This window comes from Nostoc sp. NMS7 (assembly GCF_017115085.1).
In the GTDB taxonomy this organism is placed as follows: Bacteria; Cyanobacteriota; Cyanobacteriia; order Cyanobacteriales; family Nostocaceae; genus Nostoc.
Genome location: NZ_JABXKJ010000072.1, coordinates 38,060 through 52,026 on the forward strand (window position 1 = coordinate 38,060; position 13,967 = coordinate 52,026).

The following is a 13,967-nucleotide window of genomic DNA, read 5'->3' on the forward strand; positions in this document are numbered from 1 at the left end:
CGTAGCTTGTCCTCCGCAGGAGTACGCGAACTCGCTCTAAGCGTTGGCGCAGGCTCTCGTAGAGAAGCTATGCCGAAGGCGTTGCCTCTCGTTCGCGTAGCGTCTCCCCTTGGGAGAAGAGAAGGCTTTACGCTGCTCTATCCGCCACTCGTACAGAATTCATTCTGAATTCTGACTCCTGACTCCTGAATTCTGATTGGTAAATAAACTGTGAATATACTGCCTTTCCCTACAGTCGATGAAACAGAGATATTTCCCTGATGGGCTTCAACAATTTGACGGGACAAATATAATCCTAAACCGTTCCCCCGACGTTGATGCTTGCCCTGTCGAAAGCGATCAAATAAGAGTAATTGTTCTTCTGGATTCATGCCAATACCTGTATCCTCTACTTCAATCGTTACCCCTTGAACAGTGGAATTGAGGCGAACTTCTACTGACCCAGTATCACTGAAGCGAATGGCATTACCAACTAAGTTAGTGATTAGTCGGCGTAGTTCCAGGCGATCGCCTCTAACCCTAACTAAAGAAGCTTCAGTACCCTTTGTCAAGACAGCTTTGAGAGTTAAATGTTTAACATCAGCCAAAGGCATTAGTTCTTGGACTACTTGCTGACATAATTCCCACAGGTCAACCACAAAGAAATCCAAAGTTTTGCCTCCAGCTTCATACTGGTAAACTTCTAACAAGGTATCGACCATTGACAACAAAGTTTGGTTACTCTGAGCCATTTGTTCTAAAGATTCACGCATTGCTGATAAGGTATTGCCAAAAACACCTCTTTGCAGCAACTTCAGGAATTGGTCAGCAGCTATCAACGGAGTTCGCAGGTCGTGAGTGAGGCGGGTCACATAATCTTCCCGTCGTTGACTGAGAAACAGTTGTTCGTTCATACTGTGTTTTAGTCTCAACAAAGCCCGCACCCTGGACAGTAATTCCTTCTTATCTACCGGCTTGCGAATAAATTCGTCTGCACCTGCATCTAAACCTTTGACGACACTTGATTTTTCATACCCTGTCACCAGCAAAATTGGGATAAAAGGTAAGTTTGAGTTGTGCTTAATTTGCTGGGTAACTTCATAGCCATCCATATCCGGCATCACCACATCTAGCAGTACCAAATCGGGAGGAGATTCGGCAATTTTTACCAATGCTTCAGCACCACTGTCGGCTATGGTCACGTTGTATCCCTTCAGCTTCAAAGTGACTTGCAGCAAGCGGAGGCTGTCAGCTGAGTCATCCACCAGCAGAATTTTTTGGTTTTTTTGTTCTGAAGTTATATTCCAAGATAAAGTGTTCTTCATAAAACGCAATTGTTAATCTGCCTATGTGTAAGAGCCAGGATTCTCGGTTAGAGATAAGCTGCATCCTCCTATGGGTGTGATGTGGACACAGGTCAAAATAAACTGTGTTGCTTTCAGTCTAACTTCAGTACTTTTATATTTTTTTATACTTTGGGAAGATTTTTTCAGAGAATTTTCAGATTAAACCATGTCCATTTTGAACACTGGAGCTTTTTCAACAGCTAGTTGAGATATGTAGCCGATGATATATCAACTTTTCAGCCAATACTGTAAAAATTACTGGTTTCAACCTGGATCAGGTTTAATAACATTGAAATGCCGCTTTGCATCTCAATAGCCACATTTTGGCTGAATAGCTAAAATTTTTCGTCCAATGGAGTAATCCTTTGCTTAAAACCATATTCGACAATTAGAAAAGTATAGTTACCAAGCTGCTGAGGTAAATGATGGGAGATATTCGAGTGGTAATTATTGAAGACCACAGCTTAACGCGGATTGGGATGCGTAGTTCTCTCAACGAGCAAGAAGGTATTCAAGTCGTGGGTGATGAAGCTACAGCGTCCAATGGGCTGAAACTGCTCCAAAGCACAAAACCAGACATAGCGATCATTGATATTGGCTTGCCGGATAGAGACGGGATATGGCTGGTGCAGCAGTTTCGGGAATCTCTGACACCGGAAACAGCAGTACAGACAAAAGTAATGATGCTCACTTCCTTTGCCAAAGAGCAGATGGTACTGGCAGCGTTTGCAGCCGGGGCAGACTCTTATTGTGTGAAGACAATTAAGTTCGAGTTGTTGTTGGAAGCGCTGCATATCACCCATGAAGGTCAGTCGTGGATTGATCCAGCGATCGCTCGTATTGTTCTCAAGCATACTCGTCAAGGAGCGGCGGCGGCGGTAAAACCGAATGCTACTCAGACGGTGACGATCTCTGCAATTGATCCAGAGCAAGCAAGCATTCTGCAAGCAGATCCATTGACAAATCGGGAACTGCAAGTCTTGGAGTTAATTGTCCAAGGCTATAGCAATAACGAGATTGCCCAGAAACTCTATCTCAGCTTGGGAAGTGTAAAAGTATATGTGCGTGGGGTTTTGAACAAGCTTTGTGCAAGCGATCGCACTCAAGCGGCAGTATTAGCTTTACGGGCTGGTTTGCTCAATTGAAGTCACTGTACAATTGCTACTGTACAGTGCTTGGTTGTTAACTTAAGAGGGGAGCGATGTCTACGACGGCCTACGCCTACGCACAGGAGTGACCCAGGAGAATCGCCTGCATAATACTGACTTGCGTTGTATACAGGGATTTTCCGCTACCACTTTCTAAGTCGAAATAAGTAGCAAATCGTCGTAGTTTCCCCGTCGTCAATTGCAGCAAATAATCAAATGCTTCCGCAGCAACTCGCTGGTTAATGCTCAAGGACTGGCTATTGAGCAAGGCCATTTGTTCACAGGACAAGTTGTTGTCTGCCAACTCTTGTGGCTGTGGAACCAGTAAGTCAGGTTGCTGTATAGTTGGCGCAGGTAAGCGAAAGCAGCCCAAAGCCTCGAAATGATAGTCATTGCGGTTAGTAGACAGATGGGAACCTAACAGTACCTGACCACTGCGTTTGGAATTGCCGCAATCTAAATGCCAAATGTGAGGCGCAGGGCGATGAGTGTTGTGCTGAAGTACTTGGGTAATTGACTCTCTGGCTTTGGCATTATCTACGCAAGCAGTGACGACAATCAGGGTATTGTAACTGGGGACAATCCATTCGGGTTGGAAAGGTTGAGCGATCGCTGTAACTTCCATCTTCCAAGCCAGGGAGTAGCGTAGCGCCAGCGTTTTGGCTTTGTTGAGTCCGATTTCTGCATCACAGAAGCACTGGCGTAAAACGTTAGCTGACTCAACATGATCCGGGTCAACAAAGTAGAGTTTCACCTGTTTACCTTGCTGAGAAAGAACTCTGCCCAATCTAACTAAAGAAGGAGCCAGCCAAGAACCAGTGCCGCCGCACCCAACTAGCCACAGTTCTATCTTTGAGTAGTTGACAGTCACGACAGGAGAAGCATTTGCCAAATCAAGATTTAGCTCCATAGTACAGTTGGTTAAGTTGATATAGGTATTGGTGAGGGAACAGGCATTTGCTAAAGTGAAATTCACCTCCATAGCTTTTCCATCACATTTACAGGCGGTACATCGGTACTGTAAAATTTACAGCCAGATGAAAGTGAGACATCAAGCATAAAAAAGTCTCGGTCAATGTCAAACACTGCTCTAGCAGGTACATCCCAACAGTGGCGAAACAGTCCAACCCGTAATTTAATCTCTGGTTTCAGGGTATTAACTCTACCTAGTACTCCATAGATGCGAAAGCCAGATTCGTCAGCATTATCGGTGGTAGAGAAAAAGGCAGGTAAGGAACCGTGGGAATGGATGTCTACAGCCGCTTTCTGGTGGGAAGAGTCACTGCCAGAATGAGTTGGCTGGCAGCTAGTTGGAGTTTGAATTTGTTCTGGGACTTGTAAATCCCAGCCTGCATCAGTACAGTGGAGGTGAAAGAGAATTTCATGAAATTGATTGCCAGCTTGATAACTCGACCGCCACATTTCCAGTAGCAGCGATTTGGGAATTAAGGGAGTGACTTTGAGATAAGGTGTTAGGTGAGGTAGCCCTTTGATAGTTTGGGAACACAAGCAAATAGGCATTAATACCTCTATGCCAGGACGAATGGCTCTAGCAAAGATGCCATTTCCGGCATAAAGGTACTCTAGTCCACTGCTGGTGTGTGTTGGGAGAGATGAAGTTGTGATAATTTTGTAACCAATAATACCTTCAAGCAATGGGTTCATCAAGGATTTCCTGTACAAGCATAGCGACACTTTTCTGATTGCCGATAGGCACAAGGTCAGATACAGGATAGGTTGAACGTCTACATCTTTTGTGCAGTTTTAGAAGTTGCTGGCGAACATCCTTGCGGTATTTTTGTGATTTACTTATTGTTAGATGGTTGGTGAAAATACTGGAAATAAACAAATTCCAAGCATGGTTAATTGATAGACCATTAGCAGCAGGTGGTTCGTTCACTCCCCAACACACCTGTCCAGAACTGTAGACATTGGGTAGTGGCACATGAAAGGCTGGTGCTTGAGGAGTAAACTCCTGTTCTTGAATTGCCCAAACCCAATATTTTAATCCCTTCCCCACAAACACCATTGCAGGTAGCGGAACGGTTAAAGAACCAAGTTCATCGCAATTGATCGTATGAGTGGCTGGTGGGATGAATTTTACCAAATATGTGTCTGTACTGCCCGTACCCCAACGCACAATTCCTGGTTCCATCCAACCAGTATCAATTGGTTCGTTGCTAAAAGCAATTCTCAGGGCTGCCGGTGAGATACATTTGTAAATATGAGCATCGGCAATTTCTTTGTCTCGGTGATGGAAGATGTAAATGCCATCCAAAAACAGCAATTCTGCTTGAATTACTGGAGATTTTCGGGGAGGTTCTGCCAAAATTGCTCGTAGAATCTCGCTGGATAGAATTGCTGTAGATGTAACGTCGATTAACGTGGTTTCAATGCTTGTTTCCATAGTTGTAGTAGAATCTGAGCATGAGGTTTTAAGTCTGCTTCTAGCCAATCAATTAAGTTGGCTGCACAGTTCAACATTCGGTCGGCTTGCTGCCATTTTCTAGTGAGCAAATCAATAGATGCTTTTGACCAAGGAAAAGAGGTGCAGTCAGGTTGGTAGTAATAATCGTCTGCGTACTCGTCCAACCAAAGGTTTTTAGTTTCATGGTCTAGCAGCTTTAAAGTTAAAGGCAGAAACTTTAAAGGATTATCTAAGTGATGACACTGCCGTTTCAGTTTTTTGTGGTCAATTTTGTCTGGGTGGTCGATGTCACTGTACGTAATTTCGTAAATAGCAAATTCACTATCAAACCAATCGCTACCTTCTGGGTGTATGTCATCGAGCCAACGGCGACTGTCATGGCTAAAAGGTAAAAGTAGTTGCCAACCATCTTTGAGATGTTCAATTTCTCCATCCATTGTCCAGTCAATACCCATTGGGGTAATAGGAATGCTGTGCAATCTTTGCTCGTAGGCTGTTTCTACAGTCCAGTGGGATAACGGAAACAGATGAGTGTAAATCAGTACAATGAATTCCAGTTCTCTGGGACTATGGCAATCTACATCTGTAGGTGGGTAAATAGGAGCTTGGCTGGCTTTCCATTCGGTGGGAAAGTAGTGCTGATACATTGCTAATAAAGAGTAAATGTTGAGTTGGGTTTCCAGATAATCGAGTGATTCTGTGGCATCTAAGGTAAATTGGCACTGATAAAGGCTGTAAATTGCCTCTGCCATACTGAGGGGTACGAGGTGAGACATATTTTGTACAACTCGTTATTATGGGGGTTGGAATTAAAGAAGAGATGCAGGTAGGGTATGGGGTCTACTTCAGCCGAAATGCAAACTGCTGTCATTTGGACAATAATTTACCCCTCAAGTCAATTTCCAACTCCTTTTATCAGCACTCAAAAACCTTCAGGAATAACACTAGATGTGGGAGTGCAGGCTGTTAGGGATTTTAGGGTTTGGTTGAGTAACTGAGAAAATTCTGTCCCAGCTGCGATCGCCTCTTCAATCTGGACTGATAGCTGTCCTGCATTTTGCCAGTCAATTCCAGTGATGACCTGACGTTGACGCATTTGGTAGCACATTTGGACTGCGGGGTTGATTTCTTCAGGAGCCACTATCAGGCAATCTAGAGGAGAAGTACCTTTTTTACCGGGCTTCTTGATGATGTGAATGGGTTCTCCTGGTTTACGCTCAATGTCTGCGTTTGCCAGTTCAGCGCAAAGAGGAGTGAAGGCATCCCGTAGTAATTGGTCGTCAACCGCGATCGCTTCTGGAATCCAGTGCTGTTGACCTTCGTAGATGACGAGTAGTTTATTGCTATTTGTAGCAGTCATGGCATTTAAAACAGTGAAATTTGCGTAGTATTACTGGCTGGTTTAGTAGTATCTGAGCTAGCAGTTTCAGTGCGAATTGGAGTTTGGGCAGTGGGCGGTTTATTGGTTTTGACAGCTTGAGTCTGGGCTATATTCCGGCGAATTTGGCGATTAGGAAAATCGGCTTTCAGTTCGTCCAGTAGTTGAACAATTGCAGGTGGTAAATCACCAAGTTCTTCTTGATTGAGCATGGTAACTACAGGGAAATCACCGTGACTGCTGGCAGCAATCATTACAGGTCTATCTCCTATTTGCTGTGTAGGTAGTAAAGTGATGACGATTTGAACTTTGCATTGCTCGAAAATAAATGGTTCTGGTTGATTTCCCTTGTTGGTAGCAGATGTTTCTATGTCATCGTCATCTAATTCATGAGAGTCGATTTCATCTTCGGCGTAGCTATTTTCATCACTTACTGGTTCTAAAAGTTGTAAAAAGTTAGGTTTACCTGCACGCAAGCGTTCCCTGTCAAACAGCAATCCTAAAGCTTGGAATTGTTCTTCAGCAGTGGTTTTTCCCTGTTGTTCTGAAATGTAAGATTTTAAGGTTTCAGATGTAACAGTGAGGTTGGCTTTGACAATGGCCTGTTCTGGTGTTAGCCATTTTGTAGTCATAGCTTTTTTGGCCTTGTTAACTGGTGTGCAAGCGGTTGTGGCGATAGCCAGAAGTAGAAACTGTTTTTGAGAGTAGGTACTGCTAGACTAAAAGATATCCCCTTTGCTTTTCTCGACTGAGCCATGTCTACGGTAATTACCCAATCCCTGACTCTGGAGGAGTTTCTCAAGCTACCAGAAACAAAGCCTGCAAGCGTTTACATTAATGGTGAGATTATTCAAAAACCAATGCCAAAAGGGAAGCATAGCCGATTACAGTTAAGGCTGTGCAACAGTATCAACGATGTTGCCGAAAGCCTTCATGTTGCTTATGCCTTTCCAGAACTGCGCTGTAGTTTTGGTATCCGTTCAATAGTACCTGATGTAGCGGTTTTCAACTGGTCGCGTATTCCCTTTGCTGCTGATGGGGAAGCACCCAACGATTTTCTGCTTCCTCCAGACTGGACAATTGAAATTCTTTCTCCCGAACAAAGTTCAAATCGAGTTACAGGCAATATTCTCTATTGTTTAGATCATGGTTGCCAATTAGGTTGGTTGATAGACCCAGAAGATCGTTCCATTTTGGTTTTCCGTCCAAATCAACAACCAGAACTTTTGCAGGGTGATGAGCGTTTGCCAGTATTAGCCGGGATCAACTTGGAGTTAACTGTAGCTCAGGTGTTTGGTTGGCTAAAAATGAGCAGTTAGAGAAACAGTTAAAACAAGTTCTCCACAAACTTTTGATAACGTAAAAACAGGAGTTTCAGCCATCGTGAATCAGGAGTATTCACCATTGGTTTAAGAGCGTAAATGCTTATAAGGCTTGTCGCCAAACATCGCTTGCTTCTGAGCTAGGGGTATCGCCTGAAATGCTAACTAATAGGTTGTTTTGCTCCCTCTCTGTATTTACCTGAAATGTCCGCTTGTCTTGACTTCTAAAAACTTTTTGGTTGACGTATAAGTAGCAGCCAACAAAACAGTAAAATTACTGCTGTTGGCTGATAAATTAGTTAAAGCTATTGTTAAGTTAAAAGAGAGTCTTTGAAGTCATGAATTGCCGTTGCTGTCAAAGCATAGATAACTCGGCGCTTGCGCTGGATGTGAGTGCCATCTACAGGAATACCTTTCTTCCAAGCTGCAATGATAGCTTTCTTATCTGCTGAGTAAACAGTCTTTTCTCTGCGGTATTTTGGAGACAATTGTTCTGCATCTATCAGCACCTCACAACTTGGCGGATTTTCTTGAATTGTGATGCGAAGTGAATTACCAATCATTTGCTCAGGTAGAATTCCGGCGGCGGTTTGTTCTAAAATAGTTTCATCTAATTTTTGTCGCCAGCGTTCTAGTCTTAACAGTGCTGATTGATGTACAGCTTTTAGATGTTCTAGCCGTTGCTTAATAGCCGCTATTTCAGCATCCAGTTGTAATGCCAGTTCTGCTTGGATATCAACAACTTCTTCCTGAACTTCCTGAGTTTCCCAAATAGCGGTGATGATAGCAGCTTCTTCTTCAGAAGTCTGGCAATTAGTTAGCTGTTCCCAGAGATGAGCAGCAGTTTGGGAAAGTCCAGCTAAAGATTGGTGAGCGAGTGCTAAATTCATGACTACCACTCCTCACAAGCTTGGTAGTATTCATATTCAGCTTCAATCTGTTCTAAGATAGCTATAGTGCCTGAATCTAAATTAGTATTGAAAGATAAATTGGAAGTGACCTTTTGTGGAGGTTGAAGATTTTGATTAGCAGCAATAGTTGAGTTAGCCGAAGTTAAAGTTATTGTCAGTGTTTGCATAAATGTTGCTTGCTCAATGCCAGAAACCGTGGCGCGATAGCGCGTCTGGAGAGTGACAATATTCACACAAGTATTTTGCCCTTTTACGGACGTTTAAGCGAACAAAATTGTTGATAACCACAATTAAGAAGCAAGTTTAGCGTTGATAAAACTGAAGATTTTTTCTAATTCTAATAACCCAGCTAATTCTGCTTGTTCATCTGGATTGAGTAAGTTTTCTTTATTTTTTTCTAATAGTTCCTCTAAACGTATTTGTAATTCTTCAGTAAAAGAAAAAGGACGAAACTGATCAGAAAGATTAAATTTTATTCCATTTGGTAGCCAAGATGAAGGCTGTTTCATTAATTCTTTCATGGGTATCTCTATTAATGGTGAATAATATTATTATGCACTTGGTCAGTAGCTGAGATGAGTTTTTTTGATTACAATTAAGGTTGATACTTGCGAATAAAAACTGTTAAACACGAGCAGCCTGATAACTACTAATGTCTACTGGCTATTACCCGGTTATTCTTTATCCACCCCTAGCAAGGCGGTTTGCTAACGGTGATCGAGGAAAGGGGTATCTAAAAGCGTTGTTTCAAGGATGCGTTGCATCCCCAGATGGAAATGGTACAGCCAAGCAAGGTGTCAGTGAAAAGCAATTTTTTCGCCATTTGCTGTGTACGTTTCTAGAGAATCTTATCTGTCAAGCGGTGGAATTTGAAATTCCTGGTTCACCTAGACGCTATTCAGCCGATTTTATCCTTTACCATCAATCTTCTGGGTTAGCTCTCGATATTGAGATTGATGAACCTTATGCTGGAGATACAGGTAAACCTCACCACTGCATTGATGTTGATGACGATAAAATCCGTAACCGTTTTTTCTTAGAGCGCAATTGGGGTGTGGTGAGATTTGCAGAAGTTCAGGTGGTACGTCATCCTTGGAGTTGTTGTAAGGCGATCGCTCAAATCATCGCTCGGTTGACTGGAGATGATAGCGTGTTCATATTATTACAAAGATTGGCTGATGTTCCTTTACAAAAACAGTGGACAAAGCGTGAGGCTAGGCTGATGGCTAAGAACAATTATCGTCAGTCTTATTTACCAAAAATGGGAAAGTAAAACTAGAGATAGTACTTTTAATAGTCATATAGTCTCCCCAGAATAGGGCTACCGTGTACACACAAGTATTTGAGAGTTGTCCCACACCGTTTTAATCCTGTACAAAGATATGTGTACACGGTAAATTATGGGTAAAGAATTGGGAGGGTATTACATCGATTTTGTCAACCTCGCGTTAACTAATCTTTTTGGTTTTCTTACACATTGTTTTTTTGATTTGCGGTGTGACTTCCATTTACGAATGCTCATGACAATTGAGCCAAAGTCCCGACTGGCAAAGGCTATTGTTTTATTTGCACTGTGCCAAATTGTATCCGCCTCAGTTGGTTCAAGTGGAGGTTTACAGCGATCGCAATATCGGTCAAATAGTTGACGTGGTTCGGGATGATAAGCGATTCGGTTTCTAGTGAGTAAATTAGATGTACCCAGTAGGTTACGAGCTAATTTGTAGCCAGCATTGTTTCTGTTTCCCTCAAATTGGCCATGAGTTAGTAAAGTGCGATCGCTTAAAGTTAAACAGATAGACAAAGGAACAGACACTCCGCTAGCGCGTAGCTGTTTAAGAGATGAGCAATTATCTCTGATTGTAGCCTGTGTTACTGTCCCTCGTCGGCAATGCAAGGTTGAGCGAGGGACAGTCACAGAAGGTTGCAGTAACGCTGCTTGTGGGTCGATAACTTCTCCATTTTTCGCTTTTGTGAGAAGTTGCACCCACTTGCGCCAACGTTGCTCAGAAAGTTTGTAGGGAAATAAGGCTGTAGAATCAAATGCGGTTTCTAGTTCTTCCACATTGTACTGACAGTTTGACCAATGCTCTAGGGTAATGGGGATGGTTCCACTCAATATTCCATCCACCACCCGTCTGCGAAGCATACCTGGCAGTCTCATGGAACGAGCCAAGTTGCAAATGGCTGGATCTGCGTTTTGGATAATCGTCAGTTGGCGATTGAGATACAGCCATTCAGCAGGATTCAAGAAATGGCTGCATTTAAAGTAAACGTGCAGCGATTTTCCACCTGTATAAACTACGGCGGCGGGTTCCAAGTTGATTTCGTCCTTTAGCCAATCTACAGCTTGTCGCTGCTCACTCAATGCCAAATCATCAATTTCGTAGAATAAACATTGGCATTGACTAACGTGCTGATTGCTGATTCCCTTGTCTGGTTGGTTGGGGTAAAAGCTGACTGTAGCACCAAGATATGACATTTTAAATGCCAATGCCCAACCATCAGCATAGCGTTTAGGTGTCAGCCGCCAGCAGGTGTTGCCTTGTTTGTCTCGACCTCCGTAAGTACAGCAGTAGAGTTGAAATCCTTGCTGGGTGATTTTACCGGAGAGAATATAATGAGAGTAAACAAATTGACCATTGCGGCAGTAGTTATTCCAGTTTTCAGGTATCATTTCTATGGGCAAGTCCCAAGAAATCCTGAGCCAAATTTTGGTTCCGGTGGTAAAGCCTATTTGTCTAAGAAATTTAATCGTTGTTTCTCTGGGATTTAAGGTCATGGCAGTTACGCCTAGAGTGTTTATCCCTCTCTAAGTGGCGTTAGCTGCGCTAGAACTAACTTATCCATATTTTACTTACAGAAATTTTCGCCTGAAACCTTTGATTGGCTTGGCTCACTCACAAAAATTAGATTTGCTGCTTCTTAGCAAGAAGTTCCTCTAGTTGAGTTATTCTCGCTTGCAATGCCGCCACTTCTTGTTCAGAATAGCGAATAGGAATGTGCTGTGGACAGTTCCAATTCCAAGCTTCAATGTGAAACAGAATCACTCGTTCCACTTCTGCTTCATAGTTAGGAAGTTTCAGGCTTTCAATTAGTTCGCTATCATCTTCTACATACATAGCCCGCCCCCAAATTTTCAACCGTCGGCGATGGCGATAATCCATCAAAAACAAAAAAGCTTTGTCATTTTCGTCAAGATTACCAACGGTAACATATTGAACATTGCCTTTGAAGTCAGCAAATCCTAAAGTCTTTTCATCTACAGCTTTCAAAAACCCAGGTTGTCCACCACGAAATTGAATGTAGGGATAACCATTAGAACCGACGGTTCCCAAATAAAAACCATCCATTTGGGCGATAAATTCCTCAATTTCTGGTGTGATGGTATCGTTAGAAGGCCCATTTTGCTCAAATCGAGCATAGGTCTGCCGTGAGCCACGTTGTTCTTGAGCAACTTTGACAGCAGGCGTGAAAGCAATTTGCGTAAATTTACGTACCATATAACTCTTTATTTTTACATATCTAAAAACAGGGGAAGATAGAGAAAAGGCAGGGGAGAAGAGAAGGGAAAAAATTCCTCTGACTCTCTACCTTCTCCATCTAAACTGGGTGTTATTTGCCTATACCAAGGTAGGTGCTGCAATTCCTTGCATTCCTATAAAACCGGGAAGGGTCTTAACTCGCTCAATCCATGCCAGAATATGAGGATAAGAGTCAAGAGCAATTTTGCCATCTGGTGCTAAGGCAACATAGGGGAATACTGCTATATCTGCAATAGTTATCCGCTCGAACTCTAACCATTGGCGATCGCGCAAATGTTGGTTAAGTTGTGTAAGAATAAACTCTGCTTTTTGGTTAGCTCTGTCAATATCAATACTGGTGGCATTAAACAGATAGTACAAACGAGCCGATTCTGGTCCCTGACGCACTTCACCCGCAGTTGTAGATAGCCAACGTACAACCTGACTAAGTGAGACAGCATCCAGTGGCAACCATTGTTCACCACCATAACAACGAGCCAAATAAACCAAAATTGCCTGTGCGTCTTTTATAATTGTGTCGCCATCCACTAATACCGGAACTTGACCGAAGGGATTAAGCGACTGAAATTCAGAGGCTTTGTGTTCCCCCTTCAGCAAATCGACCTTAATCCATTCATGTTCAATGCCCAATAGTGATAGCAAGAGCTTGACCTTATAGCTGTTACCAGAGAGTTCGTGACCATAAAGCTTAATCATTGGTTAATCCTCAATATTCTGTAAAAAGAAGCACTGTTAAGCTAAAAATTAGCGGTCTAACGGGAATAAGAACGACAGCAATCAGAGATAGTCACGGCAAGTTGATTTCTCCCGTTGTCAACTGACACCTCTTGCGATTCGAGATGCTGCATAGACATCCCTGCAAATTAAGGAATTGGTACAGTTATTTTGTACCAAGCGTTCGGTACAAAATAACTGTACCAATCGTTCGGTATAATGTCAAGAGATGAGATTTCAATTTCTGTAAATGGCAAAAGATACTTATATTCCCTGCTTGCTACAACTGTTTCGACAGTATGGTTACGATGGGGCGACTTTATCGAAAATTTCACAAGCGACAGGTTTGGGGAAAGCCAGTCTCTACCATCACTTCCCCGGTGGGAAGGATGAAATGGTGACGGCGGTGTTGGATTTTATGGAATGTTGGTTGGAGGAACACATTTTACAGATACTTCGCGGTGGAGGGGATGCGCTCACTCGGTTGAGTAAGATGTGTGAACAGATTAACGAGCTATATGAAGGCGGACAACAACCCTGTATGTGTGCCATCTTGTTGATGGGGTCAGCACGAGATATCTTTCATACGAAGGTGCAAACACTATTACGAACCTGGATTGATGAAATAGCAACTGTTTTGAGGGCAGCCGGATTAGATGAGACACTGGCTCATGAGCGTGGGGAAGATGCTGCTATTGCCATTCAAGGCGCTCTGATTGTGGCGCAGGGTTTGGATGATGTGGCTCCTTTTGTCCGTGTGATGAAACAATTGCCACAACAACTGTGCCAAGATTTGTAGGAGAGTGATTACACAGTTCATACCAAATATTTGAAAATAGGTCTGTCCGATTCCGTTTTTCCAGGGATTTCAGATCGGGGTGACAACTATATATTTACAACATCTACTGGGAAGCGATAGCCATTTGGTATGGCAATGAAAATATTACAGGTGTTGTTCAAATTTTCATCTGAGCGTGTCGGTTCATGAAGCCCTAAATGCTGACAGAAAACATCCAAACTACTATCTCGCCGATAACTTAGCAGCCAAAGTCACCTGCGGGTGCTGGCTGTTCCTTAGTAGATGGGATGGTGTTTCTTTGGTTCTTCAGTACTTGTTATGCTAAATTATTAGTTACAAATTCAGAAGGATATTAAAAATTGTATTAAAAAATTACTAAAAGCATTGCAATTATTGACAT

General features: G+C 42.8%; 17 protein-coding genes. 4 read left to right on the top strand and 13 right to left on the bottom strand.

The genetic code is table 11. The features are described 5' to 3' along the window. Window positions 1-137 precede the first annotated feature (137 nt). Complete coding sequence (locus HWQ38_RS06570) at window positions 138-1,304, bottom strand: hybrid sensor histidine kinase/response regulator (RefSeq protein ID WP_292791332.1); 1,167 nt, start codon at window positions 1,302-1,304, stop codon at window positions 138-140. A 446-nt stretch (window positions 1,305-1,750) separates the two neighbouring features. Between HWQ38_RS06570 and HWQ38_RS06575 the strand changes: the two genes are divergently transcribed. Beyond that, window positions 1,751-2,470 (top strand): response regulator transcription factor, encoded by a 720-nt coding sequence (locus HWQ38_RS06575; RefSeq protein ID WP_292791335.1) that lies wholly within the window; start codon window positions 1,751-1,753, stop codon window positions 2,468-2,470. A 76-nt stretch (window positions 2,471-2,546) separates the two neighbouring features. Here HWQ38_RS06575 and HWQ38_RS06580 read toward each other — a convergent pair whose 3' ends face one another. The 6 genes from HWQ38_RS06580 to HWQ38_RS06605 all read right to left on the bottom strand — a co-directional run bounded on the left by HWQ38_RS06580 (window position 2,547) and on the right by HWQ38_RS06605 (window position 6,911). Then, complete coding sequence (locus HWQ38_RS06580; protein WP_292791338.1) at window positions 2,547-3,455, bottom strand: ThiF family adenylyltransferase; 909 nt, start codon at window positions 3,453-3,455, stop codon at window positions 2,547-2,549. Continuing rightward, complete coding sequence (locus HWQ38_RS06585; RefSeq protein WP_292791341.1) at window positions 3,446-4,138, bottom strand: hypothetical protein; 693 nt, start codon at window positions 4,136-4,138, stop codon at window positions 3,446-3,448. The genes HWQ38_RS06580 and HWQ38_RS06585 overlap by 10 nt, the downstream gene beginning before the upstream one ends. After that, window positions 4,122-4,880, bottom strand: a complete 759-nt coding sequence (locus HWQ38_RS06590; RefSeq protein ID WP_292791344.1) for a hypothetical protein — start codon at window positions 4,878-4,880, stop codon at window positions 4,122-4,124. Before HWQ38_RS06590 ends, HWQ38_RS06585 begins: the two co-directional genes overlap by 17 nt. Beyond that, window positions 4,853-5,677: a hypothetical protein gene (locus HWQ38_RS06595; RefSeq protein ID WP_292791346.1), complete on the bottom strand. Its 825-nt coding sequence runs from the start codon at window positions 5,675-5,677 to the stop codon at window positions 4,853-4,855. The genes HWQ38_RS06590 and HWQ38_RS06595 overlap by 28 nt, the downstream gene beginning before the upstream one ends. A gap of 146 nt (window positions 5,678-5,823) precedes the next feature. Next, window positions 5,824-6,261: a hypothetical protein gene (locus tag HWQ38_RS06600; RefSeq protein WP_292791348.1), complete on the bottom strand. Its 438-nt coding sequence runs from the start codon at window positions 6,259-6,261 to the stop codon at window positions 5,824-5,826. Between the two features lie 5 nt (window positions 6,262-6,266). Next, entirely contained in the window at window positions 6,267-6,911 is a 645-nt protein-coding gene (locus HWQ38_RS06605) for a hypothetical protein (RefSeq protein ID WP_292791350.1), read from the bottom strand. Between the two features lie 123 nt (window positions 6,912-7,034). On the opposite strand from HWQ38_RS06605, the gene HWQ38_RS06610 reads away from it, so the two are divergent. Next, window positions 7,035-7,598: a Uma2 family endonuclease gene (locus tag HWQ38_RS06610; RefSeq protein WP_292791352.1), complete on the top strand. Its 564-nt coding sequence runs from the start codon at window positions 7,035-7,037 to the stop codon at window positions 7,596-7,598. Between the two features lie 314 nt (window positions 7,599-7,912). Here HWQ38_RS06610 and HWQ38_RS06615 read toward each other — a convergent pair whose 3' ends face one another. The 3 genes from HWQ38_RS06615 to HWQ38_RS06625 are packed head-to-tail and all read right to left on the bottom strand — an operon-like array spanning window position 7,913 to window position 9,033. Beyond that, complete coding sequence (locus HWQ38_RS06615; protein WP_292791354.1) at window positions 7,913-8,491, bottom strand: siphovirus Gp157 family protein; 579 nt, start codon at window positions 8,489-8,491, stop codon at window positions 7,913-7,915. A gap of 2 nt (window positions 8,492-8,493) precedes the next feature. Beyond that, window positions 8,494-8,745 carry a hypothetical protein gene (locus HWQ38_RS06620; protein WP_292791357.1) on the bottom strand — a complete coding sequence of 84 codons (252 nt, stop codon included), beginning with the start codon at window positions 8,743-8,745 and terminating at the stop codon, window positions 8,494-8,496. 57 nt (window positions 8,746-8,802) lie between these two features. Then, complete coding sequence (locus tag HWQ38_RS06625; protein WP_292791360.1) at window positions 8,803-9,033, bottom strand: hypothetical protein; 231 nt, start codon at window positions 9,031-9,033, stop codon at window positions 8,803-8,805. A gap of 131 nt (window positions 9,034-9,164) precedes the next feature. Here HWQ38_RS06625 and HWQ38_RS06630 point away from each other — a divergent pair, with 131 nt between their 5' ends. Continuing rightward, entirely contained in the window at window positions 9,165-9,785 is a 621-nt protein-coding gene (locus tag HWQ38_RS06630) for a hypothetical protein (RefSeq protein WP_292791362.1), read from the top strand. A 150-nt stretch (window positions 9,786-9,935) separates the two neighbouring features. Here HWQ38_RS06630 and HWQ38_RS06635 read toward each other — a convergent pair whose 3' ends face one another. The 3 genes from HWQ38_RS06635 to HWQ38_RS06645 all read right to left on the bottom strand — a co-directional run bounded on the left by HWQ38_RS06635 (window position 9,936) and on the right by HWQ38_RS06645 (window position 12,750). Next, window positions 9,936-11,291: a hypothetical protein gene (locus HWQ38_RS06635; RefSeq protein WP_292791363.1), complete on the bottom strand. Its 1,356-nt coding sequence runs from the start codon at window positions 11,289-11,291 to the stop codon at window positions 9,936-9,938. 127 nt (window positions 11,292-11,418) lie between these two features. Further along, entirely contained in the window at window positions 11,419-12,012 is a 594-nt protein-coding gene (locus tag HWQ38_RS06640) for a pyridoxamine 5'-phosphate oxidase family protein (protein ID WP_292791366.1), read from the bottom strand. A gap of 120 nt (window positions 12,013-12,132) precedes the next feature. Next, window positions 12,133-12,750 carry a glutathione S-transferase family protein gene (locus HWQ38_RS06645; protein WP_094343083.1) on the bottom strand — a complete coding sequence of 206 codons (618 nt, stop codon included), beginning with the start codon at window positions 12,748-12,750 and terminating at the stop codon, window positions 12,133-12,135. A gap of 268 nt (window positions 12,751-13,018) precedes the next feature. Here HWQ38_RS06645 and HWQ38_RS06650 point away from each other — a divergent pair, with 268 nt between their 5' ends. Beyond that, entirely contained in the window at window positions 13,019-13,567 is a 549-nt protein-coding gene (locus HWQ38_RS06650; RefSeq protein WP_292791372.1) for a TetR/AcrR family transcriptional regulator, read from the top strand. Window positions 13,568-13,967 lie beyond the last annotated feature (400 nt).